The 22,277-nt window shown below is 66.3% G+C and carries 24 protein-coding genes and 1 pseudogene; 14 read left to right on the top strand and 11 right to left on the bottom strand.

The features are described from left to right. The first annotated feature begins 65 nt into the window (after nucleotides 1–65). The 5 genes from rpsF to dnaB all read left to right on the top strand — a co-directional run bounded on the left by rpsF (nucleotide 66) and on the right by dnaB (nucleotide 3,118). Nucleotides 66–440 (top strand): 30S ribosomal protein S6, encoded by a 375-nt coding sequence (gene rpsF, locus GFK26_RS29380; RefSeq protein WP_153285067.1) that lies wholly within the window; start codon nucleotides 66–68, stop codon nucleotides 438–440. A 4-nt stretch (nucleotides 441–444) separates the two neighbouring features. Further along, nucleotides 445–759, top strand: a complete 315-nt coding sequence (gene priB, locus GFK26_RS29375; protein ID WP_062473014.1) for a primosomal replication protein N — start codon at nucleotides 445–447, stop codon at nucleotides 757–759. 21 nt (nucleotides 760–780) lie between these two features. Next, on the top strand, nucleotides 781–1,062 hold the full coding sequence (rpsR, locus tag GFK26_RS29370) for a 30S ribosomal protein S18 (protein ID WP_007830781.1): 282 nt from the start codon (nucleotides 781–783) through the stop codon (nucleotides 1,060–1,062). Between the two features lie 15 nt (nucleotides 1,063–1,077). Continuing rightward, nucleotides 1,078–1,530: a 50S ribosomal protein L9 gene (gene rplI, locus GFK26_RS29365; protein ID WP_099796221.1), complete on the top strand. Its 453-nt coding sequence runs from the start codon at nucleotides 1,078–1,080 to the stop codon at nucleotides 1,528–1,530. Nucleotides 1,531–1,711: 181 nt separating this feature from the next. After that, nucleotides 1,712–3,118 (top strand): replicative DNA helicase, encoded by a 1,407-nt coding sequence (gene dnaB / locus GFK26_RS29360; RefSeq protein WP_056583115.1) that lies wholly within the window; start codon nucleotides 1,712–1,714, stop codon nucleotides 3,116–3,118. Nucleotides 3,119–3,137: 19 nt separating this feature from the next. Here the strand turns inward: dnaB and GFK26_RS29355 are convergent, their stop codons facing one another. From GFK26_RS29355 to GFK26_RS29320, 8 genes and pseudogenes are all read right to left on the bottom strand, one after another. Then, nucleotides 3,138–3,887 carry a helix-turn-helix transcriptional regulator gene (locus tag GFK26_RS29355; RefSeq protein WP_153285066.1) on the bottom strand — a complete coding sequence of 250 codons (750 nt, stop codon included), beginning with the start codon at nucleotides 3,885–3,887 and terminating at the stop codon, nucleotides 3,138–3,140. Continuing rightward, a complete protein-coding gene (locus GFK26_RS29350; protein WP_153285065.1) occupies nucleotides 3,887–4,210 on the bottom strand; it encodes a hypothetical protein in 324 nt (107 codons plus the stop codon). Before GFK26_RS29350 ends, GFK26_RS29355 begins: the two co-directional genes overlap by 1 nt. Next, complete coding sequence (locus GFK26_RS29345) at nucleotides 4,207–4,656, bottom strand: GyrI-like domain-containing protein (RefSeq protein ID WP_153285064.1); 450 nt, start codon at nucleotides 4,654–4,656, stop codon at nucleotides 4,207–4,209. Before GFK26_RS29345 ends, GFK26_RS29350 begins: the two co-directional genes overlap by 4 nt. A gap of 43 nt (nucleotides 4,657–4,699) precedes the next feature. Next, nucleotides 4,700–5,149, bottom strand: coding sequence for an EVE domain-containing protein (locus GFK26_RS29340; protein WP_153285063.1), 450 nt, complete (start codon nucleotides 5,147–5,149; stop codon nucleotides 4,700–4,702). Between the two features lie 5 nt (nucleotides 5,150–5,154). Further along, the gene (locus tag GFK26_RS29335; protein ID WP_153285062.1) at nucleotides 5,155–5,526 is read right to left on the bottom strand and encodes a VOC family protein; all 372 of its coding nucleotides are present in this window, start codon (nucleotides 5,524–5,526) and stop codon (nucleotides 5,155–5,157) included. Nucleotides 5,527–5,684: 158 nt separating this feature from the next. Continuing rightward, nucleotides 5,685–7,471 (bottom strand): annotated as a pseudogene (locus GFK26_RS29330) (PhoH family protein). A gap of 217 nt (nucleotides 7,472–7,688) precedes the next feature. Beyond that, nucleotides 7,689–8,165 (bottom strand): peroxiredoxin, encoded by a 477-nt coding sequence (locus GFK26_RS29325; protein WP_062472998.1) that lies wholly within the window; start codon nucleotides 8,163–8,165, stop codon nucleotides 7,689–7,691. A 144-nt stretch (nucleotides 8,166–8,309) separates the two neighbouring features. Further along, nucleotides 8,310–8,693, bottom strand: coding sequence for an Mth938-like domain-containing protein (locus GFK26_RS29320; RefSeq protein WP_153285061.1), 384 nt, complete (start codon nucleotides 8,691–8,693; stop codon nucleotides 8,310–8,312). A 100-nt stretch (nucleotides 8,694–8,793) separates the two neighbouring features. Here GFK26_RS29320 and GFK26_RS29315 point away from each other — a divergent pair, with 100 nt between their 5' ends. From GFK26_RS29315 to GFK26_RS29285, 7 genes are read left to right on the top strand one after another with little or no spacing between them, the layout of a single operon-like run. After that, complete coding sequence (locus GFK26_RS29315) at nucleotides 8,794–10,026, top strand: pyridoxal phosphate-dependent aminotransferase (RefSeq protein ID WP_101492242.1); 1,233 nt, start codon at nucleotides 8,794–8,796, stop codon at nucleotides 10,024–10,026. Next, nucleotides 10,023–11,060, top strand: coding sequence for a DUF1176 domain-containing protein (locus tag GFK26_RS29310; RefSeq protein ID WP_153285060.1), 1,038 nt, complete (start codon nucleotides 10,023–10,025; stop codon nucleotides 11,058–11,060). Before GFK26_RS29315 ends, GFK26_RS29310 begins: the two co-directional genes overlap by 4 nt. Before the next feature lie 14 nt (nucleotides 11,061–11,074). Beyond that, entirely contained in the window at nucleotides 11,075–12,397 is a 1,323-nt protein-coding gene (locus GFK26_RS29305) for a homoserine dehydrogenase (protein WP_153285059.1), read from the top strand. Continuing rightward, nucleotides 12,394–13,809 (top strand): threonine synthase, encoded by a 1,416-nt coding sequence (gene thrC / locus GFK26_RS29300; protein WP_153285058.1) that lies wholly within the window; start codon nucleotides 12,394–12,396, stop codon nucleotides 13,807–13,809. Before GFK26_RS29305 ends, thrC begins: the two co-directional genes overlap by 4 nt. A 16-nt stretch (nucleotides 13,810–13,825) precedes the next feature. Continuing rightward, nucleotides 13,826–14,371 carry a molybdopterin-guanine dinucleotide biosynthesis protein B gene (mobB, locus tag GFK26_RS29295; RefSeq protein ID WP_153285057.1) on the top strand — a complete coding sequence of 182 codons (546 nt, stop codon included), beginning with the start codon at nucleotides 13,826–13,828 and terminating at the stop codon, nucleotides 14,369–14,371. Next, nucleotides 14,364–15,653 carry a gephyrin-like molybdotransferase Glp gene (gene glp, locus GFK26_RS29290; RefSeq protein WP_153285056.1) on the top strand — a complete coding sequence of 430 codons (1,290 nt, stop codon included), beginning with the start codon at nucleotides 14,364–14,366 and terminating at the stop codon, nucleotides 15,651–15,653. Before mobB ends, glp begins: the two co-directional genes overlap by 8 nt. Nucleotides 15,654–15,661: 8 nt before the next feature. Next, nucleotides 15,662–15,913: a MoaD/ThiS family protein gene (locus GFK26_RS29285; RefSeq protein ID WP_153285055.1), complete on the top strand. Its 252-nt coding sequence runs from the start codon at nucleotides 15,662–15,664 to the stop codon at nucleotides 15,911–15,913. Here GFK26_RS29285 and dapA read toward each other — a convergent pair. After that, nucleotides 15,900–16,805 carry a 4-hydroxy-tetrahydrodipicolinate synthase gene (gene dapA / locus GFK26_RS29280; protein WP_153285054.1) on the bottom strand — a complete coding sequence of 302 codons (906 nt, stop codon included), beginning with the start codon at nucleotides 16,803–16,805 and terminating at the stop codon, nucleotides 15,900–15,902. The two genes, GFK26_RS29285 and dapA, sit on opposite strands and share 14 nt — an antisense overlap. 252 nt (nucleotides 16,806–17,057) lie before the next feature. Between dapA and GFK26_RS29275 the strand changes: the two genes are divergently transcribed. Then, complete coding sequence (locus GFK26_RS29275; RefSeq protein ID WP_153285053.1) at nucleotides 17,058–17,540, top strand: molybdenum cofactor biosynthesis protein MoaE; 483 nt, start codon at nucleotides 17,058–17,060, stop codon at nucleotides 17,538–17,540. A gap of 25 nt (nucleotides 17,541–17,565) precedes the next feature. On the opposite strand, the gene GFK26_RS29270 is transcribed toward GFK26_RS29275, so the two are convergent. Further along, nucleotides 17,566–18,402 carry an acid phosphatase gene (locus GFK26_RS29270; protein WP_153285052.1) on the bottom strand — a complete coding sequence of 279 codons (837 nt, stop codon included), beginning with the start codon at nucleotides 18,400–18,402 and terminating at the stop codon, nucleotides 17,566–17,568. Nucleotides 18,403–18,508: 106 nt separating this feature from the next. After that, entirely contained in the window at nucleotides 18,509–19,501 is a 993-nt protein-coding gene (locus GFK26_RS29265) for a Bug family tripartite tricarboxylate transporter substrate binding protein (protein WP_153285051.1), read from the bottom strand. A gap of 145 nt (nucleotides 19,502–19,646) precedes the next feature. Between GFK26_RS29265 and clpB the strand changes: the two genes are divergently transcribed. Beyond that, a complete protein-coding gene (clpB, locus tag GFK26_RS29260; RefSeq protein ID WP_153285050.1) occupies nucleotides 19,647–22,268 on the top strand; it encodes an ATP-dependent chaperone ClpB in 2,622 nt (873 codons plus the stop codon). Nucleotides 22,269–22,277 lie beyond the last annotated feature (9 nt).

Genomic DNA, 22,277 nt, shown 5'->3' with positions numbered 1-22,277 from the left:
GCCATACCGCGCCCGACGCTGCGGGTGGCTTTTCCTCTTCCACGGAAGAATCCACAAGGAGTGCCATGCGTCACTACGAAATCATCTTGCTCATCCACCCGGATCAGAGCGAACAAGTTCCGGCCATGCTGGAGCGTTACAAGGGCCTGATCACGGCCGGCGGCGGCAAGGTCCACCGCGTTGAAGACTGGGGCCGCCGTCAGCTGGCTTACCAGATCAACAAGCTCAACAAGGCCCACTACCTGTGCGTCAACATCGAAGCTGAACAAGCCGTGATGGCTGAACTGGAACACGCGTTCAAGTTCAACGATGCCGTGCTGCGTCACCTGACCGTTCAGAAGAAGAAGGCCGACACCGGTCCTTCGTCGATGATGAAGACGGTCGAGCGCGAAGAGGCCCGCAAGGCCCAGCAGGCCGAATACGCCGCCAACAACAACTGATGGCGTGACGGCTGCCGCTGCGGCGACCGGGGTCAACCAGCTTCTGCTGACCGCCTCTGTCGCCGAACTCGGAACCCTGCGATATACGCCAGCCGGCCTTCCCGCTCTCGATCTGAAGCTCGACCATGAGTCGACGCTCCAGGAGGCGGGGAAGCCCCGGCAGGTGAAGACGGCCCTCAAGGCCGTTGCGTTCGGCGCCATCGCCGAGCGGCTCGCAGCGCAGTCGATGGGAAGTCTCTGGCGATTCCAGGGGTTTCTCGCGACACCGGGCAACGGCAAGCATCCGGTCCTGCACATCCAGGATTTTCAGCAAGATTAATTTTCGACAAGAGGTCCCCCAATGGCCACGTTCAAGAAATTCAACAAAGACAAGCGCCCGAAGCGCAACACCCAGTCGCTGCTGTTCAAGCGCAAGCGCTTCTGCCGTTTCACCGTCGCTGGCGTCGAAGAAATCGACTACAAGGACATCGACACGCTGCGTGACTTCATCAGCGAAAACGGCAAGATCATCCCCGCACGCCTGACCGGCACGCGCGCGATCTACCAACGTCAGCTGAACACCGCCATCAAGCGCGCGCGCTTCCTGGCCATGGTGCCGTACAGCGACCAGCACCGAGTCTAAGAAGGAGCACATACCATGCAAATCATTCTTCTGGACAAGGTTCTGAACGTCGGCGGCCTGGGCGACATCGTCAAGGTCAAGGACGGCTACGCACGCAACTTCCTGATCCCCTCGGGCCGCGCCCGTCGCGCCACCGCTGCCAACAAGGCCGAATTCGAAGCCAAGCGCGTCGAACTCGAAAAGGCTGCCGCCGTCAAGCTGGCCGAGTCGCAAGCCCAGGGCGAGAAGCTCGCCGGCTCGACCGTCAAGCTGACCCAAAAGGCTGGCGTGGACGGCCGTCTGTTCGGTTCGGTCACCAACGGCGACATCGCCGAAGAGCTGAACAAGCAAGGCTACAAGGTTGCCAAGTCGCAAGTGCGTCTGCCCAACGGCCCGATCAAGGTCGTTGGCGACAACACCGTGAGCGTCTCGCTGCACACCGACGTGGTCGTCGAGATCACCGTCACGGTCTACGGCGAAACCGCCTGATCGTTTGCAGCGCCCTGTGCGCTGACGCAAGAAAGCCGCCTTCGGGCGGCTTTTTCTTTTCTGCGCGCGAGTTGTCCAAGTTGTCCACCTCGGCGCACCGGAAGTTCACTGTTTATTAACAACCTTGTCCACACACGTCGCGCCCCGCGCGGCTTAGCATGCAGGGTTGCAAGGGAAGTCCATGTCCGCCGTTTTCTCCTATGCCGACAATGATTCGTCGGCCGACCGCCAGATCGCGCAATTGCGCATTCCGCCTCACTCCATCGAGGCCGAATCCAGCGTGCTGGGGGGCTTGTTATTGGACAACGGCGCTTGGGACCGCATGGGCGACCTGCTGGTCGACGGCGACTTCTACCGCCATGAGCACAAGCTGATCTATGCGGCCATCGGCGGGCTGATCAATGCCAGCAAGCCGGCCGACGTGATCACGGTCTTCGAGCAGTTGCAGAACCTCGGCAAAGCTGACGACATCGGCGGGCTGGTCTACCTGAATTCGTTGGCGCAGTACGTGCCGAGCGCGAGCAACATCCGGCGCTACGCCGAGATCGTGCGCGAGCGTTCCATCCTGCGCAAGCTGGTGTCGGCCGCGGACGAGATCGCGACCAACGCCTTCAATCCGCAGGGCAAGCCGGTCGACAAGATCCTGGACGAAGCCGAGCAGAAGATCTTCAACATCGGCGAAGAAGGCACGCGGATGAAGCAGGGTTTCCAGAGCATGGATTCCCTGGTGGTCGAACTGCTCGACCGCGTGACCGAGATGGCCGAGAACCCGAACGACATCACGGGCGTGCGCACCGGCTTCAACGATTTCGACAAGATGACCTCGGGCCTGCAGCCGGGCGACATGATCGTGCTGGCCGCACGTCCGTCGATGGGCAAGACCTCGCTGGCGATCAACATCGCCGAGCACGTGGCGCTCGAAGAGGGGCTGCCGGTGGCGGTGTTCTCGATGGAAATGGGCGCCGCCCAGCTGGCGGTGCGTATCGTGGGCTCCATCGGCCGCATCGACCAGGGCCATCTGCGCACCGGCAAACTCAGCGACGAAGAGTGGCCGCGCCTGACCGAGGCCATCGAGAAGCTGCGCACGGTGTCGCTGCACATCGACGAGACGCCGGGTCTCTCGTCCAGCGAGCTGCGGGCCAATGCGCGCCGGCTGGCGCGGCAGTACGGGCGCCTGGGCCTGATCGTGGTCGACTACCTGCAGCTCATGTCGACCAGCAGCTCGGGCGACGAGAACCGCGCCACGGCCGTGGGTGAAATCTCGCGCGGCCTGAAGATGCTGGCCAAGGAACTGAAGTGTCCGGTGATCGCGCTGTCGCAGCTCAGCCGCGGCGTGGAAGCCCGTACCGACAAGCGCCCCATGATGAGCGACTTGCGCGAATCCGGCGCCATCGAGCAGGACGCGGACATCATCATGTTCATCTACCGCGACGACTACTACAACAAGGAGTCGAAGGAGCCGGGCGTGGCCGAGGTGATCATCAGCAAGCACCGGAACGGCCCGACCGGCACCGTGAAGCTGGCCTTCCTGAAGCCGATCACCAAGTTCGAAAACCTCGTCGGCTACAGCAACAACGACGAGTACTGACCGGTCGCGCGGCAGGCCGTCAGCCGGCGTTGCTGCCGGGCTCTGGCGTCGAGGCGGGCGGCTTCTGTTCCCACACCTTGTGCTGCGCCGCCTCGGCCTTCACCTGCCGCAGCAGGTCGGCCAGCGTCTTGCCCGGCTCGTCCTGGAAGCGGGCTGCGAGCACTTCCACGCCCTCCATGCGATCGACCCGGAAGCCGCGGAAATCGTTGCGCAGCTCGCACCACGTCGAGAGCGTCCAGACCTTGCCCCAGTAGAAGCAGCCCAGCGGCCGCACCGTGCGCTCGCTGGCGTCGCCCGACACATCGCGGTAGTGCAGCCGCAGCTTCTGGTGCGCCTGCACGGCCTCGCGCAGCGTCTGCAGCCGGGCGCGCAGGGCGTCGTCGAGACCGAGCGCGGGCGCATACAGCGCCAGCGCCTCGGCCGAGACGCGCGCGGCCGGCGGCAGCACCGACAGGATCTTTCCCAGGCCGGTCTCGATGTTGCGCGCCATCGCCGGATCGACCCAGCTCTGGGTCATGCGCGCGGTGGCCACGAGCGCGGATGCTTCGTCCTGCGTGAACATCAGCGGCGGCAGCTCGAAGCCCGCGCCCAGCCGATAGCCGACGCCGGCTTCGCCTTCGATGGGGACGCCCTGGTGCTGCAGGTCGGCCACGTCGCGGTACACCGTGCGCTCCGACACCTCCAGGCGCTGCGCCAGAAAGGCGGCCGTGGTGAGCCGGCGGCCGCGGATGAGCTGCACGAGCTGGAAGAGGCGGTCGGCGCGGCGCATCAACGCGTTCCGACGAGCTTCCTGGCGAAGTCCTCGACAAAGTAGCGCTTGCCGCGCTGGACGACCATGCGGGCGAAGATCGCTGTGGTCGCCGTGCAGCGGATGGTCGCGTGATGGCGTTCTGCCATCTCTTCGCCAATGCCGAACACGGTCGCGAGCCGGCCCTCGGGCACGTCGCGCATGGCCTCCTCGACTTCGGCGGGCGAGGGCGTGGCGATGGTGCCCTTGCCGTGCTGCGCGCGCATGGCCGGGAGAATGGCCTTCACGTTCGGCAGGTTCGGGTAGCCGGCCAGCCTGTCGCGCCAGCCCTTGCGTGTGCTCATGAGACTCCGATGTGGATCGCCACTGCGTCCGGCCCCTCGTAGGCTTCGAAATCGCTGCGGTAGCGGCGAACGATTTCCGGATGCGCCTCGAAATACTGCCAGATGCGTTGCCACGTGGCGATCACCATCTGCGGCATCTCGCCGCGGCCGGTAAACACGAGGTAGTCGCCTGCTTCGATAGCGATGCTGTCCGCGCCCTCCGAGACGGCGACGCCGGCTGTCACGTCGAAGGCGCCGTGCGCATCCGATTCGTAGGCGGAGTAGACGCTGAAGATGCGCGTATCGCCGGTGCGGTGCGGTGTCGAGTCGTAGGTCTGCTCGCCGAAGAAGCGGTTCCACAGTGCGCCGATGCGTGCGGTCGCGGGGTCGTTCTCTTCGCGGTTGGTGGTGCGCGCCGTGAGGCCGGAGACCCGGAAGGCGTCGTGGTGTTGGCGGAAGGGTTCCATGGATTGCTGTTTCTGAAGTGTCGGAGGAGGAGGGCGAAGGCGCTCAAAACAGGAGCGCCTTCGGTTCGGCCTTCATCGTCTGCGCGATCAGTTTCATGTCGATGTCGGTGATGTCGAACAGGCCGAAGCGGAATTTGTAGCCCCACTGCTTCGGGGTTTCGATGAAGGCGAGGCGCTCGATCAGCGTGGCGATGGGCGCCTCGTGTGCGGCGACGTAGGCCACGTCGCGACGCCACGGGACGAAGCCGTTGCCCATGTCGAACTCGTACGGATCGCCAGGCTGGACGATGCCAAGCGACACGAAGCTCTGCAGCTTGTCCGTGCCGCCGAACACCGTGGCCGGCGAATAGTAGGCCACGCGGTCGCCCGCCGCCACGCGCTTGAGCGGTGCGAGCTTGCCGTGGCCCAGCTGCATGAACCCGAGCGGCCGGTGGTCCCGCCCGCGCCGGGCATGCTCGGCGCTGGCGACCGCAATCCAGTTGCGTTGTGCCATGGTCTTCAGGCTGGGGCGTGCAGGCCGACTTCGTTGCCTTCGGTGTCGCGCAGGTGGGCGATGAAGCCCATGCCGGGGGGCAATGCCGACTTGGGCGCCACGATCTGTCCACCGGCCGCCTCGACGCGCGAGAGCACGGCATCGATGCCGATGCAGTCGAGGTAGACGCGGATGCCGCTGCCGGCCTGCGCGCTGGTGTTGGCGCCGGGCTTCAGCGCGCCGCCGGTGGCGGGTTCGTCGTAGGGGAACACGACCAAGGGGTTGCCGCCAAAGTCCTCGCGGCGCAGCTTGCGCGCGAGCACGGTTTCGTAGAAGGCTTGGGCGCGGTCCAGATCGGTGACGGGAATCTCGAACCAGGTGATGGCGGTGGTTGTCATGAGGTGCTCGCTTTCGTTCGTTGTTGCGTTGGAAGGAACCTGCATGGTGCGAGCCGCCTCCTGACAACGTCTTGTCAGTAGCCTGTCATGGCGGGCGAAAAAAAGCCCGCGATGCTCTGGGAGCATGCGCGGGCTTCGGTCGGCCGGGGCCGTTGCGCTTAGAGCACGTCGCTTGCGAAATCAGCCAGCCGTGAGCGTTCGCCGCGCGCCAGCGTGATGTGTCCGCCGTGCGGCCAGCCCTTGAACTTGTCGACCGCGAAGGTCAGGCCCGACGAGCCTTCGGTGAGGTAGGGCGTGTCGATCTGCGCGAGGTTGCCCATGCAGATGATCTTCGTGCCGGGGCCGGCGCGGGTGATCAGCGTCTTCATCTGCTTGGGCGTGAGGTTCTGCGCCTCGTCGATGATCACGTACTTGTTCAGGAAGGTGCGCCCGCGCATGAAGTTCATGCTCTTGACCTTGATGCGGCTGCGGATCAGCTCGTTGGTGGCCGCGCGGCCCCACTCGCCGGCGCCGCCGCCGTCGCCCTTGGCCAGGAACTCGAGGTTGTCGTCGAGCGCGCCCATCCAGGGGCCCATCTTTTCTTCCTCGGTACCGGGCAGGAAGCCGATGTCCTCGCCCACGCTCACCGTGGCGCGGGTCATGATGATCTCGGTGTAGCGGCGATCGTCGAGCACCTGCGTGAGGCCCGAAGCCAGCGCCATCAGGGTCTTGCCGGTGCCGGCCGTGCCGGTCAGCGTGACGAAGTCGATCTCCGGGTCCATCAGCAGGTTCATCGCGAAGTTCTGCTCGCGGTTGCGCGTGTTCACGCCCCACACGGCGTTCTTGCCCGAGCTGTAGTCCTTGAGCGTCTTGAGCACCGCGGTCTTGTCGCGGATTTCGGTGACGCGCGCGTACATGCTCGGCTCGCCGGGCGCCTCGAAGAAGACGAATTGGTTGATGTACAGGTTGGGCACGATCGGACCGCTGATCCGGTAGAACGTGTTGCTGCCGCTCTGCCAGCTTTCGACCGTCTTGCTCTGGCGGGTCCAGAAGTCGGGCGGGAGCGCGAGCGAACCGGCGTAGAGCAGGTCGCCGTCTTCCAGCGTCTTGTCGTTCTGGTAGTCGTCGGTGGCCAGGCCGAGGGCGCGCGCCTTGACGCGCATGTTGATGTCTTTCGACACCAGCACCACTTCCTGCTTCGCCTTGCCCGGGCGGTCTTTCGTGTATTCGTCGCGCAAGGCCTGGACCACGCCCAGGATCTGGTTGTCGGCCTTGCCCTGGGGCAGGCTGACCGGCAGCGAGTAGTCGAGCGGCGCAGTCTGGAAGAACAGCCGCCCGCCGGCCTCGCGATGGCCGGTGGTGTCGAGCTTCAGGCCCTTGTCGATGTCGGCGTCCTGCGCACCGGCCAGCGCATCGAGCGTGCGGCTGGTCTGGCGGCCGTTGCGCGCGACTTCGGTCGTGCCTTTCTTGTGGCCGTCGAGCTCTTCCAGCACGATCATCGGCAGGAAGATGTCGTGCTCTTCGAAGCGGAACAGGCACATCGGGTCGTGCAGCAGCACGTTCGTGTCGAGCACGAACAGCTTGGCCGGACCGGTGGACTTGCGCTTGGGGCGTGCTGGGGCTGGGGTGCAGCGGCGGGCGTGGCGGCTGCGGGGGCGGGCGTGGGCACGCGCGTCTCGACCTGCACCATCGCGGGTGGTTGCTGCTGCGGTGTGCTCGTCGGCGTCGACGTGGGCGCGGCCTTGGTTTTCGAGCGGCGTGCCGGGCGCGCGGCCGGTGCATCGCCGCCGCCGTCCGTGCCGAGGTTGTCGAACAGCTCCAGCGGCTGCGGTCCGCTCTTGGCGGGGGCGTCGTCGCGCGAATCGCCGGAACGGCGGGAGTTTCTGTGCGAGGGACGGGCGGGTGCGTCGATTGCGTCCGGCGAGAGCAATGCGGCGCGTTTCGTGGGGGCGGGAGGCAGTGGCATGGGTCAGGTCGCTCGCAAGGAAGAAAGAGGAGGGCCGGAAAACGAAAAAGCCGCCTGTAGACCCAGGCGGCTTCGTTCGGAGGATGCGGTCGTGGAGCTCAACGGCATGAGGCCATTATGCACACCGCAAAAGACGCACCGGAGGCTCTTTGCACACTGCGTGGGGCAATTCCCACGACTTGATGCAAAAGCGCACGCCCGGTGCCTTGCGGCGCGATCAGGCCGCCTTCTTGAGTGCCTTGACGGCCTTGAGGACGTCTTCGACATGGCCCGGAACCTTGAGCCCGCGCCATTCGGCCTTCAGGATGCCGTCGGCGCCGATCAGGAACGTGCTGCGCTCGATGCCCTTGACCTTCTTGCCGTACATGATCTTGTTCTTGACCACGCCGAACATGTGGCACATTTTTTCTTCGGTGTCGGCAATCAGTTCGAACGGGAGTTCGAGCTTGGCCTTGAATTCGTCGTGCGACTTCATGTTGTCGCGCGACACGCCGAAGACGGTGGCACCTGCTTTTTCGAAGTCTTTGTAGTGGTCGCGGAACTGCATCGCTTCGGTCGTGCAACCCGGAGTGTTATCTTTCGGGTAAAAATACATGACCATGACGTGGCCGAGGTGCGAGGTATTCGAAACCTTGATGCCGCCCGTGGCGTTGGCGTCGAATTCAGGAATGGGTTTGTTGACAACGATCGCCATGAAACTTGTTTTCTCCGTTAGATTCCGTTCTCCGAGCCCTCTCAGCCCTTTACAGGCTTGCTCGAAGAATGGAGGATTGGTCGTTGCTAACTTTGGGTAGCTGGCCGGTTCGCAACCCGGTATTTTACCTCGAAAACCCCTCTCTCAGCCACCGGTCGGGCGCTCGACGAGCAGGGCGGCGATTACGTGCCGTCCTTCGCCGGCCAGGATGTTGTAGGTTCGGCAGGCCGCCGGGGTGTCCATGGTCTCCACGCCGGTGCGTTGCGCCATCAGGGGCTGCAGCCAAGCGGGCTGGGGAAAACGGATGCGGGTTCCGCTGCCGAAAATGACCAATTCGGCGCCCAAAGAGGCCAATTGCGCGAAATGTTCGGGGCCCAACTGGTCGAAACGCGTGCAATCCCAGGCAAAGCGTTCGCCACGCGAACCCACGACGACGCTGCCCTCCACCTTTTCGTTGTTGATCGCGACCCAGCCGGGGCCGTGTGCGGTGAGGGTCTGGGCGTCGGATTTGTCGGGCTGGAGCTTCATCGGGGCACTGGGAACTGTGGTCAAATTATAGGTTTTCCCTAGTGACACGAGGCCCGCAAGGGCCTTTGACCTTCGAGTAAACCCGCCCGGGAGGGCCCCTTTGAAGCAGCTCAAGAAATCGGCCAAGCTGGCCAACGTCCTCTATGACATCCGCGGTCCCATCATGGACGCCGCCAAGCAGATGGAGGAAGAAGGCCAGAAGATCATCAAGCTCAACATCGGCAACCTGGCCGTGTTCGGGTTCGATGCGCCTGAGGAGATCCAGCAGGACATGATCCGCAACCTGCCGACCTCGGCGGGTTACTCCGACAGCAAGGGTGTTTTCGCGGCGCGCAAGGCCGTGATGCACGAAACCCAGAAGCAGGGCATCGCGGGCGTCACGCTCGACGACATCTACCTGGGCAACGGCGCCAGCGAGCTGATCGCCATGTCCACCAACGCGCTGCTCAACGACGGCGACGAGTTGCTGCTGCCGGCCCCCGACTACCCGCTGTGGACCGCCTCCACGAGCCTGTCGGGCGGCACGCCGGTGCATTACCTGTGCGACGAGGACAACGGCTGGATGCCGAACCTGGCCGACATCCGCGCCAAGATCACGCCGCGCACCAAGGGCATCGTGGTCATCAACCCGAACAACCCGACCGGCGCGCTCTATTCCGACGACCTGCTCAAGAGCCTCGTCGAGATCGCACGCGAGCACGGCCTCGTGATCTTCGCCGACGAGGTCTACGACAAGGTCCTGTACGACGGTGTCAAGCACACGGCCATTGCCAGCTTGTCGACCGACGTGCTCACGCTGACCTTCAATTCGCTGTCCAAGAGCTACCGTTCGTGCGGCTATCGCGCCGGCTGGCTCGTGGTGTCGGGCGACAAGCGCAGCGCACAGGACTACATCGAGGGCCTGAACATGCTCTCGAACATGCGCCTGTGCGCCAACGTGCCGGGCCAATGGGCGATCCAGACGGCGCTCGGCGGCTACCAGAGCATCAACGACCTCGTGTGCGAGGGCGGCCGCCTGCGCCGCCAGCGCGACCTGGCCTACGAACTGATCACCGCCATTCCGGGCGTGAGCTGCGTCAAGCCCAGCGCCGCGCTCTACATGTTTCCCAAGCTCGACCCCGAGGTCTATCCGATCGCGGACGACCGCCAGTTCTTCCTCGAGCTGCTGAAAGAAACCCGCGTGATGCTGGTGCAGGGCACCGGCTTCAACTGGGCCACGCCGGACCACTTCCGCATCGTGTTCCTGCCCCACGAAGACGACTTGCGCGAGGCCATCAATCGCATCGCCAAGTTCCTGGAGCAGTACCGGTTGCGTCGCAAGACGGGACCATGAAATCCGCCTGCGTCGCTGCCGCGCTGTTGCTGGGCGCACTGTCTGTCGGCGCGGCCGGGAAGAAAGATCCGGTCTCGTTCTCGCACAACGACTGGGAGCTGGTCTGCGACAACACGCGCACCTGCCGCGCCGCCGGCTACCAGGCGGAGAGCGGTGTCTCGGAGCCCGTGTCGATGCTGCTCACGCGCGCCGCCGGGCCCGATCAAGCCGTCGAAGTTCAGCTCCAGGTCGGTGGCGAAGGCGATGTGAAAGGCCCGTTGCGGTTCAAGGTCGGCAAGGCCTCGGTTGCCGGGCTCAAGCCCGACACGGCCACGCTCGACGCCCAGCAGGTCCGCGCCATCCTTCCTGAATTGCTCAAGAGCGACGAGGCGACCGTCACCGCCAACGGCGGCAAGAAGTGGACGCTGTCGCTCGCCGGCCTCAACGCCGTGCTGCTGAAGATGGACGACACCCAAGGCCGCATCGGCACGCCAGGCGCCTTGGTGCGCCGCGGCACCAAGCCTGAATCGTCCGTGCTGCCTGCGTTGCCAGCCCCTGTCGTCAACATCGTCAAGCCGCCGAAGGCGCGGCCCGGCGACGCCGCGCTGCCCGCGCGCATCTTTCCGTCGCTCGACATCGCCGCAGTGAAGGAGCAGTGCAACAACAGCACGGACCTCAGCGCCAAGTCGCTGGACGTTGTCCGCCTGAGCGGCAGCAAGGTGCTGCTGTCGATGGGCTGCGGCATGGGCGCGTACAACTATTCGAGCCTGCTCTGGATCGCCAACGACAAGCCGCCCCATGCGCCGGTGTCCCTCGAGGCGAACGGCGACTTCGATGACAAGGACGCCAGCGTCACCTCGGCCATGAAAGGCCGTGGCATCGGCGACTGCTGGTCGAGCGAAACCTGGCACTTCAACGGCACGACCTTCGTGCGCACCGGCGCGTCCGGCGACGGCATGTGCCGCGGCTTCGCGGGCGGCGCCTGGAGCCTGCCGCGCTACGTCAGCCGCCTCGTGGACGCCGCCGCACCGCCCCTCACCCCCTCCAAACCATGAACGCGACCCCTCCCATGAAATCCATCCAAGTAGGCCTGCTCGGCGCAGGCACGGTCGGCAGCGGCACCTTCAAGGTGCTCCAGCGCAACCAGGAAGAAATCAAGCGCCGCGCCGGCCGCGGCATCGAGATCACCATGGTGGCCGACCTCGACACCGCCCGTGCCCGTGAAGTGGCCGGCGAGGGCGTGACGGTGGTCGCCGATGCGCGCGAAGTCATCGCCAACCCCGACATCGACATCGTCATCGAACTCATCGGTGGCTACGGCATCGCCAAGCAGCTCGTGCTCGAAGCCATCGCGGCCGGCAAGCACGTGGTCACGGCCAACAAGGCGCTGCTCGCCGTGCACGGCACCGAGATCTTCGCGGCCGCGCACGCCAAGGGCGTGATGGTGGCCTTCGAGGCCGCGGTGGCCGGCGGCATTCCGATCATCAAGGCGCTGCGCGAAGGCCTCACCGCCAACAGCATCCAGTGGCTGGCCGGCATCATCAACGGCACCACCAACTTCATCCTGTCCGAGATGCGCGACAAGGGCCTGGACTTCGCCACCGTGTTGAAGGAAGCCCAGCGTCTGGGCTACGCCGAAGCCGACCCCACCTTCGACATCGAAGGCGTCGACGCCGCGCACAAGGTCACGCTGATGAGCGCCATCGCCTTCGGCATCCCCGTGCAGTTCGACAAGGCCCACGTCGAGGGCATCACCAAGCTCGCCGCACAAGACATCAAGTACGCCGAACAACTCGGCTACCGCATCAAGCTGCTGGGCATCACCAAGCGCACTTCCCAGGGCATCGAACTGCGCGTGCATCCGTCACTCGTGCCGTCCAAGCGCCTGCTGGCCAACGTCGAAGGCGCGATGAACGCCGTGGTCGTGCACGGCGATGCCGTCGGCACCACGCTGTACTACGGCAAGGGCGCCGGCAGCGAGCCGACCGCCAGCGCCGTCATTGCCGACCTCGTCGACATCACCCGCCTGCACACCGCCGACGCCGCGCACCGCGTGCCGCACCTGGCCTTCCACCCCGACGCCATGAGCGACCTGAAGGTGCTGCCGATGTCGGAAGTCGTCACCAGCTACTACCTGCGCCTGCGCGTGGCCGACCAGGCCGGCGTGCTCGCCAAGGTGACGGGCCTGCTGGCCACCGCCGGCATCAGCATCGACGCCGTGCTGCAGCGCGAAGCCGACGAAGTGGGCGGCGAAGGCTCCACGCAGACCGACCTCATCATCCTCACGCACGACGCGCGCGAAGGCACCGTCGACGACGTCATGGCCGAGCTGCAAGCGCTGCCGACCGTGCTCGAACCCATCGTGCGCATCCGCAAGGAAGAGTTGAAGTGAACTACCTGAGCACCCGCGGCCACCCCGACCGCAAGCGCTTCTGCGAAATCCTCCTTGAAGGCCTCGCGCCCGATGGCGGCCTGTACCTGCCGCAAACGTACCCGCAGGTCGACACCGACACGCTCGCCAAATGGCGCACGCTGCCGTACAACGAGCTGGCCTTCGAGATCCTCTCGCTGTACATCGACGACATTCCCGCGGCCGACCTGAAGGCGATCTGCGCGAAGACCTACACCGCCGAGGTGTTCGGTTCCGACGAGATCGTGCCGCTGCGCGAGCTCGAAGACGGCGTGTACCTCGAAGCCCTGTCCAACGGCCCCACGCTGGCCTTCAAGGACATGGCGATGCAGCTGCTGGGCAACCTGTTCGAGTACGAACTGGCCCGCCGCGGTGCCGAGCTCAACATCCTGGGCGCCACCAGCGGCGACACCGGCAGTGCGGCCGAATACGCCATGCGCGGCAAGAAGGGCGTGCGCGTCTTCATGACCTCGCCCGACGGCCGCATGAGCCCGTTCCAGCAGGCGCAGATGTTCAGCCTGCAGGACGAGAACATCCACAACATCGCCATCACCGGCGTGTTCGACGACTGCCAGGACATCGTCAAGGCGGTGTCGAACGACCTGGGCTTCAAGCGCAAGTACCGCATCGGCACCGTCAACTCGATCAACTGGGCGCGCCTGCTGGCGCAGGTCGTCTATTACTTTGCGGGCTACTTCCAGGCCACGGCAAGCAACGACAAGCCCGTGAGCTTCACCGTGCCTTCGGGCAACTTCGGCAACGTCTGCGCGGGCCACGTGGCACGCATGATGGGCCTGCCAATCCAGACGCTGGTGGTTGCCACCAACGAGAACGATGTGCTCGACGAGTTTTTCCGCACCGGCGTGTACCGCGTGCGCGCCGCAGTCGACACGCACGAAACCTCGAGCCCGTCGATGGACATCAGCAAGGCCAGCAACTTCGAGCGCTTCGTGTTCGACCTGGTCGGTCGCGATCCGGCCCGCCTGCGCCAGCTGTTCGTGGACGACCTGGGCCTGAAGGGCAGCTTCGACCTGAGCGCCGACCCGGCGTTCCAGCAGGCGGCCGAGCGCTTCGGCTTCCGCAGCGGCCGCAGCACGCATGCCGACCGGCTCGCGATGATCCGCGACACCGAGAAGCGCTTCGCCACGCTGATCGACCCGCACACGGCCGACGGCCTCAAGGCCGCGCGCGAGCAGCTGGTGCCCGGCGTGCCGATGGTGGTGCTCGAAACCGCACTGCCGATCAAGTTCGCGGCCACGGTGGTCGAGGCGCTGGGCGAAGAGCCCGCGCGCCCGAAGAAGTTCGAAGGCATCGAAGCCTTGCCCAAGCGCGTGGTCCAACTGCCGGCCGATGCCGAGGCCGTCAAGGCCTACATCGCCGAGCACTGCGACTGACCGGGGCGGCCACGGCATGAAGGTCGTCGGCTTCGCCGGTTACTCCGGCGCGGGCAAGACCACGCTGGTGGAGCGCCTGATTCCCGTGCTCAAGCAGCGCGGCCTGCGCGTGTCGGTGGTCAAGCACGCGCACCATCGCTTCGACATCGACCATGCCGGCAAGGACACCTGGCGCCACCGGCAGGCCGGGGCCTTCGAGGTGGTCGTCGCGTCCGACCAGCGGCTCGCGCTCATGCGCGAGTTCGAGGTGCCCGCCGATCTCACGGTGCACCAGCTGCTCGCCGAGCTGCATCCGGCGGTCGACTGGGTGCTGGTCGAAGGCTTCCGGCACAGCGACGTGCTCAAGATCGAGGTCTGGCGCCCGAGCGGCGACGGCGAGGCGCCGCGCGCCGCGCTGTACATCGACGACCCCTTCGTCACCGCCATCGCCACCGATGCGCCGGCGGGACTGCCCGAGCCCACGGTGCGTCCGGTGCTCGACCTCAACGACGCCGAGGCCATTGCGACGTGGTTGATCGACAGCGGCGAGCGCTTCGACTACAACCCCGAACACCATGGCTGACTCTTCTCCCGTTCCCTTCGCCGCTTCGTCCTTGCGCCCGCCGCTGATGCCGCTCGATGAAGCGATCGCGGTGCTGCTTGCCAAGGCGCAGCCGGTGCTGCCGGCCGAAAGCGTCGGCACCTTCGACGCCGACGGGCGCGTGCTGGCGCAAGACCTCGTCTCGGGCCTCACCGTGCCGCCGCGCGACAACAGCGCGATGGACGGTTATGCCGTGCGCGCGGCCGATTGCGCCACGCCCGGCACCGAACTGACCGTGACGCAGCGCATCCCCGCCGGCACCGTCGGCACGCCGCTCGCGGCCGGCACGGCGGCGCGCATCTTCACGGGCGCGCAGATTCCCGAGGGTGCCGACGCAGTCGTCATGCAGGAAGACACGACGGCCACGCCGCAAGAGGGCGGCCTGGGTTCGGTGCGCATCGCCATCGCGCCCGTGGCCGGCCAGTGGGTGCGTCGCGCGGGCGAAGACGTGGCCTCGGGCGATGTGGTGCTCAAGCGCGGTGAACGCCTCACGCCCGCTGCGCTCGGTCTGGCCGCCAGCGTCGGCTTCGACACGCTGCAGGTCGCGCGCAAGCCGCGCGTGGCCATGCTCTCCACCGGCGACGAACTGGTGATGCCCGGCGAGGTCGCGCCAAACGCGATGAAGCCCGGTGCGATCTACAACTCCAACCGCTTCTTCATGCGGGCGCTGCTGCACCGCCTGGGCTGCGAGGTGAACGACCTGGGCATCGTGCCCGACAACCGCGAAGCCACCATCGCTGCATTGCGTGACGCGGCCGAAAGCAGTGACCTGATCATCACGACCGGCGGTGTCTCGGTCGGCGAAGAAGACCACATCCGCGCCGCGCTGCAATCGCTCGGCGAGCTGCAGCTGTGGTCGCTGTCGATGAAGCCCGGCAAGCCCTTCGCCTACGGTTCCATTGCGTGCAGCAACGGGCAGGGCGCGTGCCATGTCACGGGGCTGCCCGGCAACCCGGTGTCGAGCTTCCTGACCTTCCTGATGCTGGTGCGGCCCTTCCTGCTCACGCTGCAGGGCGCCACGCGTGTGACGCCCGAGGCCGTGCCGCTGCGTGCCGATTTCGACTGGCTGCGCGCCGACAAGCGCCGCGAGTTCCTGCGCGTGCGGCGCAACGCGGCGGGCGGGCTCGACCTGTTCGCCAACCAGAGTTCGGGCGTGCTCACGTCGATGGTCTGGGGCGACGGTCTGGTCGACAACCCGGCGGGCCGGACGATCAAAACCGGCGACACCGTGAACTTCATTCCTCTCGCATCGCTGCTCGGCTGAATCTCCCCATGAAGGTCCGCATCCGTTATTTCGCCTCCGTGCGCGAGGCCCTGTCCAACAGCGGCGAAACCGTCGACACGCAGGCCGGCACGCTCGCGGCCCTGCGCGACGAACTCATCGCCCGCGGCGGCGCCTACGCCAGCGCGCTCGCACGCGGCAAGGCCGTGCGCATGGCGCTCGACCAGGCCATGAGCGACGAAGCCGCCGCGCTGAGCGACGACTGCGAAGTCGCGTTCTTCCCGCCCGTCACGGGCGGCTGAGCCGCGCGTCCAGCGCCACGAGGCGCTCGCGCAGGCCCTCCGACGCGCGCGTCATCGGCGAGCGCAGCTCGTCACGCAATTCGCCCGCATGCGCCAGCAGCGCCTTCAGCGGGCCCGGGTTCGGTTCGGCGAACAGCATCTCCAGCAGCGGCTGCAAGGGCTGCCATTCGGCGCGCGCTTCGGCCAGCCGGTTCTCGGCCAGCAGGCGCACCAGCCGCACAAGGCGCTTCGTCTGCACATGGCCGCTGGCCGCGATGGCGCCTACGCCGCCTTCGGCCATGGTCGCGAAGATCTGGTGGTCTTCGCCGGTGAGCACCTGCAGCCGCCCGTCGGCGATCACCGCGCGCGTCTTGGCCATGTCGCCGCCGCAGTCCTTGATGCCGCCGATGCGCGGGTGTCCGGCCAGCGCCAGCATCGTCTCGCGCACGATCGTCACGCCGGTGCGGTAGGGAATGTCGTAGACCAGCACCGGCACCGTGCTGGCATCGGCGATGGCGTGGAACCATTCGACGACACCGGCCTGCGACGGACGGATGTAATGCGGCGCGGACACCAGCAGGCCCGCCAGCGGACGTTCCGAGAGCTTGCGCGCCCACGCCGTGGCCTTGCCCAGGTGGTAGCCCGACATGCCCATGACGACCGGCAGTCCGCCCGCGGCCGTCAGCACGGTGTCGAGCACGGCGAGCTGTTCGGCCTCGTCGAGCGCGGCGGCTTCGCCGGTCGAGCCGCAGGGCACGAAGCCGGTCACGCCGTCGTTGGCAAGGCGCCGGACGAGCGCGGCCAGGGCGGTGTGATCGACCGCGCCATCGCGGAACGGGGTGACGAGGGCGACCCACAGGCCCGAGAAATCAGGGGTGGTGGCGGTGTCGGCGGTGGTGGGTTGATGTGGCACGCAGGCTTCCTTTCAGGAATCGACCGATGGAAAGAACCACCGTCCGATGCGCGCGCAACCCAAGAGGGGCCAAAGCCTTGGCAGGGTTCCGTCGCTCATCCGACGACGGAACCTCGGCTCCGGTCAGACGAGCTTTGGTTTTTTGGCTTTGCTGCCTTGGCGCGCGCAACGGCTCTCGGGCTGCGACAGCAGCGGGGAGAACGTGGCGAGACAAGGCATTGCGGCAGTCTAGCGCGATGCCACAATTCGGACATGAACGTTGCGCGTGTTTCGATCCAGACGGCCGATTTCGATCTCTCTGCAGAGGTCGCCACGTTGCGCGCCGGCGACAAACGCATCGGCGCCGTCTGCAGTTTTGTAGGCACGGTCAGGGACCGCAACGACGGCAGCACCATCGCGTCGATGGAGCTGGAGCACTACCCCGGCATGACCGAGAAGGCCATCGAGGCCATGATCGACGAGGCCCACCAGCGCTTCGACATCCTCGGCGCGCGCGTGATCCACCGCGTGGGGCTGCTGCAGCCGCTCGATCAGATCATGATGGTGGCGGTGGTGTCGGCCCACCGCGGCCAGAGCTTCCAGGCCTGCGAGTTCCTGATGGATTACCTGAAGACCCAGGCGCCGTTCTGGAAGAAGGAGCAGACGCCCGAAGGCGCGCGCTGGGTCGATGCCCGCGTGACCGACGACGAGGCGCTGGCACGCTGGGGCATCGCGGCCTCGAACAGCGCCACCTGAGCGGAGCGTTCGGCGCGTTCGAGACTTACGGCGCGATCAGCGCCGAGGTCGCCAGTGCCTTGGCTTCCGCACCGCAATCCTGAGCGGGCACCGCGCCCGCCGCGCGCGCCTTCGCAATCTCCGACCGGGCGCCCGCCATCTGCGCCTGGAACACCGGGTTCGTGTGCAGCTTCGCCACGGTCGCCGCGCCGACCAGCCGGCCGTTCTCGATGTCGCTCTGCCAGTGCACGCCACAGATCGCGCGGCTCTGCGAGAAGGCGCGGCCGCGCTGCAGCAGCGCATCGGCGCGCTCGGGCGCGAGTTCCGTCAGCACCAGCGCCCAGGCCCAGCCCAGGGCCGCGTGGCCCGAGGGGTAGGAGCCGTCCTTGGCCAGAAAAGCTTCTTCGGCGGGCGTGCAGCTGCCGGTCTTGAACGCGACGAAGGGGCGCGTGCGGTTGTAGGTGTTCTTGGCCTTGTAGGTGGCCGAGCCGGCATCGGCCAGCGTGCGGCGCAGCAGCATGTTCAGGTGCGGCGTGGCCTGCTCGGAAATGGGCACGCCCAGGGCGCACGAGAACACCTCGGTGGCCTTCGGAAACTTGAGGTTGGCGTCCTGCACCGCCAGTGCGCCGCGCGGCGTGCCCTGCAGGGCCGTGAGCGCGCGGAAGGTGGCGCCGTCGGCCGCCAGTGCGGCCGAGCCTTCGGCCGGGGGCGGGGGCAGCAGGGCCAGGCTGTCGGGCAGCTCGGCGGTGGGCAGGTAGCCCTTCAGATAGCCCGAGCCGGCGCGCAATTCGCCGACTTCGGCGGGGGAAACGGGTGCGGTGCTGCCGCAGGCGCCAAGCAGCAGCGCGGCCGCCAGCGAGGCGGCGAGGGTCGTGAATTGCATGAGGGATGTGTCTCCGGCTTTGTTTTTGGAAGCTGAGGTCCCATCGTAGTGGGACCCCAGCAGGCCGGAAGATCACCCAGGTGACGGCCGTGTCAGGCCGTGCGGGTCAGGGCTTGAAGCCGCTCGCCTGGATGATCTTTTCCCAGGTCTGCGTGTAGCTGCGCACACGGCCCGCGAATTGGCCCTGGGGCTCGTAGCCGACCGTGAGGCCCATCGTGGTGAGCTTTTGCTTCACGTCGGGCATGGCCAGCACCTTCTGCAGTGCATCGCCGTACTTGTCGATGACCGCTTGCGGCGTGCCCACCGGCGCGAAGATGCCGTAGTAGGGCAGGTCTTCCAGGTTCGCAAAGCCCAGCTCGGTGAAGGTCGGCACGTTCGGCAGCAGCGCCTGGCGCTTGGCGCCGATGGACGCCACGATGCGCACCTTGCCCGCGCGGTGGTTCTCGATGAAGTCCGGCACCGAGGCGATGCCTGCCGTGATCTGGTTGCCCAGCATGTCGGCCGTCATGGGCGCGCTGCCGCGGTACGGTGCGGGCTGCACGTCGATCTTGTACTTGTCCGAGATCATCTTCACGAGGAACTCGGGGATCGACGCGGGCGCTGGCACGCCTATGGTTTCCTTGCCGCCCTTTTGCGTGCGGATCCATTTCACGTACTCGTCGATGCTCTTGGCCGGCGTGCCGCCCGACACCGCCAGCACGTTGGCAAAGGTGGCAAAGCCGGCCACGGGCACGAAGTCGGTCGCGGGGTTGAAGCCCGGGTTCTTCACCACCTGCGGCAGGATCGAGATGGAGTGGTCATGCGACAGGAACAGCGTGTGGCCGTCGGCCGGCGCGGCCTTCAGCGCCTGCGCCGCAATCTGCCCACCCGCGCCCGCGCGGTTCTCGACCACCACGGGCACGCCCAGCACGTCCTTGAGCTTTTCGCCCAGGGTGCGCGCAATGGCGTCGGTGCCCGCGCCGGCGGGAAAGCCCACCAGGATGCGCACCGGCGTGCCGCTCTGGGCCTGTGCCAGACCGGCCATGCCCAGGGCAGCCGCCAAAAGACCCACGCTGAACGCGCGGCGCATCGGCTGGACGCGCTGCATTGAAAAAACCATGATCGACTCCATTCGAGATAAAGAGAGAAATGCCTGTGGCAGGAAGGTGCGGGGCCCGGTGCAATACCCGTGCCCAGGGTGCAAATCCGATTCACAACCTTGAATCGTGCCCGAACAGCCCTATTTTGGATGCAGGAATACCACCATGCGACAAGACAAACTCACCACCAAATTTCAGGAAGCACTGAGCGACGCCCAGACGCTGGCGCTCGGTAACGACAACGCCTACATCGAACCGGCCCACCTGCTGGTCGCGATGCTGCGCCAGGACGACGGCCCACGTGCCCTGCTGGAGCGTGCTGGCGTCAACGTGCCCGGGCTGCTGCAGGCCGCCGAAGGCGCCATCAAGAAACTGCCCCAGGTGCAGGGCCACGACATCGTGCAGGTCGGCCCCGAGCTGGGCAAGCTGCTGCAGGCGACCGAGAAGGAGGCCATCAAGCGCAATGACCAGTTCATTGCGGGCGAACTCTTCCTGCTCGCCGTGGCCGACAGCAAGGCCGACATCGGCAAGCTCGCCAAGGACAACGGCCTGAGCCGCAAGTCGCTCGAATCGGCCATCGAGGCCGTGCGCGGCGGGCAGGGCGTGAACAGCGCCGATGCCGAAGGCCAGCGCGAAGCCCTCAAGAAATACTGCATGGACCTCACCGAGCGCGCCCGCCTGGGCAAGCTCGACCCGGTCATCGGTCGCGACGAAGAAATCCGCCGCGCCATCCAGGTGCTGCAACGCCGCACCAAGAACAACCCCGTGCTCATCGGCGAACCCGGCGTGGGCAAGACCGCCATCGTCGAAGGCCTGGCGCAGCGCATCGTCGCGGGCGAAGTGCCCGAGTCGCTCAAGGGCAAACGCGTGCTGTCGCTCGACATGGCCGCGCTGCTCGCGGGCGCCAAGTTCCGCGGCGAGTTCGAAGAGCGCCTGAAGACCGTGCTCAACGAACTCGCGAAGGACGAAGGCCAGACCATCGTCTTCATCGACGAGCTGCACACCATGGTCGGTGCCGGCAAGGCTGAAGGCGCGATGGACGCGGGCAACATGCTCAAGCCCGCGCTTGCGCGTGGCGAGCTGCACTGCGTGGGCGCCACCACGCTCGACGAGTACCGCAAGTACATCGAGAAAGATGCCGCGCTGGAGCGCCGCTTCCAGAAGATCATCGTGGGCGAGCCCACCGTGGAGGCCACCATCGCCATCCTGCGCGGCCTGCAGGAAAAATACGAAGTGCACCACGGCGTGCAGATCACCGACCCGGCCATCGTGGCCGCGGCCGAATTGAGTGACCGCTACATCACCGACCGCTTCCTGCCCGACAAGGCCATCGACCTGATCGACGAGGCCGCGGCCAAGATCAAGATCGAGATGGACTCCAAGCCCGAGGTCATGGACCGCCTCGACCGCCGCCTCATCCAGCTGCAGATCGAGCGCGAAGCCGTGCGCCGCGAAAAGGACGAAGCCTCGCAGAAGCGCTTCGGCCTCATCGAGGACGAGATCAACAAACTGCAGAAGGAAATCGCCGACTACGACGAGATCTGGCAGGCCGAGAAGGCCCAGGCCCAGGGCAGCGCGCACGTGCGCGAAGACATCGACAAGATCAAGTTCCAGATCGAAGAGTGGAAGCGCAAGGGCGACTTCAACAAGGTCGCCGAGCTGCAATACGGGCAGCTGCCTGCGCTCGAGAAGCGCCTGAAGGAAGCCGAAGAGAGCGAGGCGAACAAGGGCAAGTCGAGCGCGCCCACGCTGCTGCGCACGCAAGTCGGCGCGGAAGAAATCGCCGAGGTCGTGGCGCGCGCCACCGGCATCCCGGTCGCCAAGCTGATGCAGGGCGAGCGCGACAAGCTGCTCGTCATGGAAGACAAGCTGCACGAGCGCGTCGTCGGCCAGGACGAGGCCATCGGCGCGGTCGCGAATGCGATCCGCCGTTCGCGCTCGGGCCTGTCTGACCCGAACCGTCCCACGGGTTCGTTCCTGTTCCTCGGCCCCACGGGCGTGGGCAAGACCGAGCTGTGCAAGGCGCTCGCGGGCTTCCTGTTCGACAGCGAAGACCACCTGATCCGCATCGACATGAGCGAGTTCATGGAGAAGCACTCGGTCGCCCGCCTCATCGGCGCGCCGCCGGGCTACGTGGGCTATGAAGAGGGTGGCTACCTCACGGAAGCCGTGCGCCGCAAGCCCTACAGCGTGGTGCTGCTCGACGAGGTCGAGAAGGCCCACCCCGACGTGTTCAACGTGCTGCTGCAGGTGCTCGACGACGGCCGCCTCACGGACGGCCAGGGCCGCACCGTGGACTTCAAAAACACCGTCATCGTGATGACCAGCAACATAGGCTCGCCGATCATCCAGGCGATGGTGGGCCAGCCCAGCGAGGACATCAAGGAAGCGGTGTGGGACGAGCTGAAGAACTACTTCCGCCCCGAGTTCCTGAACCGCATCGACGAGACGGTCGTGTTCCACGCGCTCGACGCGAAGAACATCGAATCGATCGCCGCGATCCAGCTCAAGGTTCTCAAGGCGCGTCTGGCGAAGATGGACCTGGGCCTGGAGGTGTCGCCCGCGGCGCTGGCCGAAATCGCCAAGGTCGGCTTCGACCCGGTGTTCGGTGCGCGTCCGCTCAAGCGCGCCATCCAGCAGCGCATCGAGAACCCGCTCTCGCGGCTGCTGCTCGACGGCAGCTTCGGGCCGAAGGACACGATCGAGGTCGAAACCGACCCGATCCAGTCGCCGGGCCAGTTCTCGTTCCGCAAGGGCGGGGAACCAACGGCGGCTGCATCAGCCTAACCTCGGATG

The organism is Variovorax paradoxus, from assembly GCF_009498455.1.
Taxonomy (GTDB): Bacteria; Pseudomonadota; Gammaproteobacteria; order Burkholderiales; family Burkholderiaceae_C; genus Variovorax; species Variovorax paradoxus_H.
This window is presented reverse-complemented; position numbering and strand designations above follow the sequence as displayed.

What these genes read in the sequence shown, in the direction of transcription:
- GFK26_RS29285 (WP_153285055.1), top strand. Translation starts at nt 15,662, where the DNA reads ATGAAGGTCCGCATCCGTTATTTCGCCTCCGTGCGCGAGGCCCTGTCC.
- mobB (WP_153285057.1), top strand. Translation starts at nt 13,826, where the DNA reads ATGAAGGTCGTCGGCTTCGCCGGTTACTCCGGCGCGGGCAAGACCACG.
- GFK26_RS29265 (WP_153285051.1), bottom strand. Translation starts at nt 19,501, where the DNA reads ATGGTTTTTTCAATGCAGCGCGTCCAGCCGATGCGCCGCGCGTTCAGC.
- GFK26_RS29275 (WP_153285053.1), top strand. Translation starts at nt 17,058, where the DNA reads ATGAACGTTGCGCGTGTTTCGATCCAGACGGCCGATTTCGATCTCTCT.
- GFK26_RS29320 (WP_153285061.1), bottom strand. Translation starts at nt 8,693, where the DNA reads ATGAAGCTCCAGCCCGACAAATCCGACGCCCAGACCCTCACCGCACAC.
- GFK26_RS29310 (WP_153285060.1), top strand. Translation starts at nt 10,023, where the DNA reads ATGAAATCCGCCTGCGTCGCTGCCGCGCTGTTGCTGGGCGCACTGTCT.
- dnaB (WP_056583115.1), top strand. Translation starts at nt 1,712, where the DNA reads ATGTCCGCCGTTTTCTCCTATGCCGACAATGATTCGTCGGCCGACCGC.
- GFK26_RS29350 (WP_153285065.1), bottom strand. Translation starts at nt 4,210, where the DNA reads ATGAGCACACGCAAGGGCTGGCGCGACAGGCTGGCCGGCTACCCGAAC.
- GFK26_RS29335 (WP_153285062.1), bottom strand. Translation starts at nt 5,526, where the DNA reads ATGACAACCACCGCCATCACCTGGTTCGAGATTCCCGTCACCGATCTG.
- glp (WP_153285056.1), top strand. Translation starts at nt 14,364, where the DNA reads ATGGCTGACTCTTCTCCCGTTCCCTTCGCCGCTTCGTCCTTGCGCCCG.
- GFK26_RS29345 (WP_153285064.1), bottom strand. Translation starts at nt 4,656, where the DNA reads ATGGAACCCTTCCGCCAACACCACGACGCCTTCCGGGTCTCCGGCCTC.
- clpB (WP_153285050.1), top strand. Translation starts at nt 19,647, where the DNA reads ATGCGACAAGACAAACTCACCACCAAATTTCAGGAAGCACTGAGCGAC.
- GFK26_RS29340 (WP_153285063.1), bottom strand. Translation starts at nt 5,149, where the DNA reads ATGGCACAACGCAACTGGATTGCGGTCGCCAGCGCCGAGCATGCCCGG.
- rpsR (WP_007830781.1), top strand. Translation starts at nt 781, where the DNA reads ATGGCCACGTTCAAGAAATTCAACAAAGACAAGCGCCCGAAGCGCAAC.
- rplI (WP_099796221.1), top strand. Translation starts at nt 1,078, where the DNA reads ATGCAAATCATTCTTCTGGACAAGGTTCTGAACGTCGGCGGCCTGGGC.
- rpsF (WP_153285067.1), top strand. Translation starts at nt 66, where the DNA reads ATGCGTCACTACGAAATCATCTTGCTCATCCACCCGGATCAGAGCGAA.
- GFK26_RS29270 (WP_153285052.1), bottom strand. Translation starts at nt 18,402, where the DNA reads ATGCAATTCACGACCCTCGCCGCCTCGCTGGCGGCCGCGCTGCTGCTT.
- GFK26_RS29325 (WP_062472998.1), bottom strand. Translation starts at nt 8,165, where the DNA reads ATGGCGATCGTTGTCAACAAACCCATTCCTGAATTCGACGCCAACGCC.
- GFK26_RS29355 (WP_153285066.1), bottom strand. Translation starts at nt 3,887, where the DNA reads ATGCGCCGCGCCGACCGCCTCTTCCAGCTCGTGCAGCTCATCCGCGGC.
- GFK26_RS29305 (WP_153285059.1), top strand. Translation starts at nt 11,075, where the DNA reads ATGAAATCCATCCAAGTAGGCCTGCTCGGCGCAGGCACGGTCGGCAGC.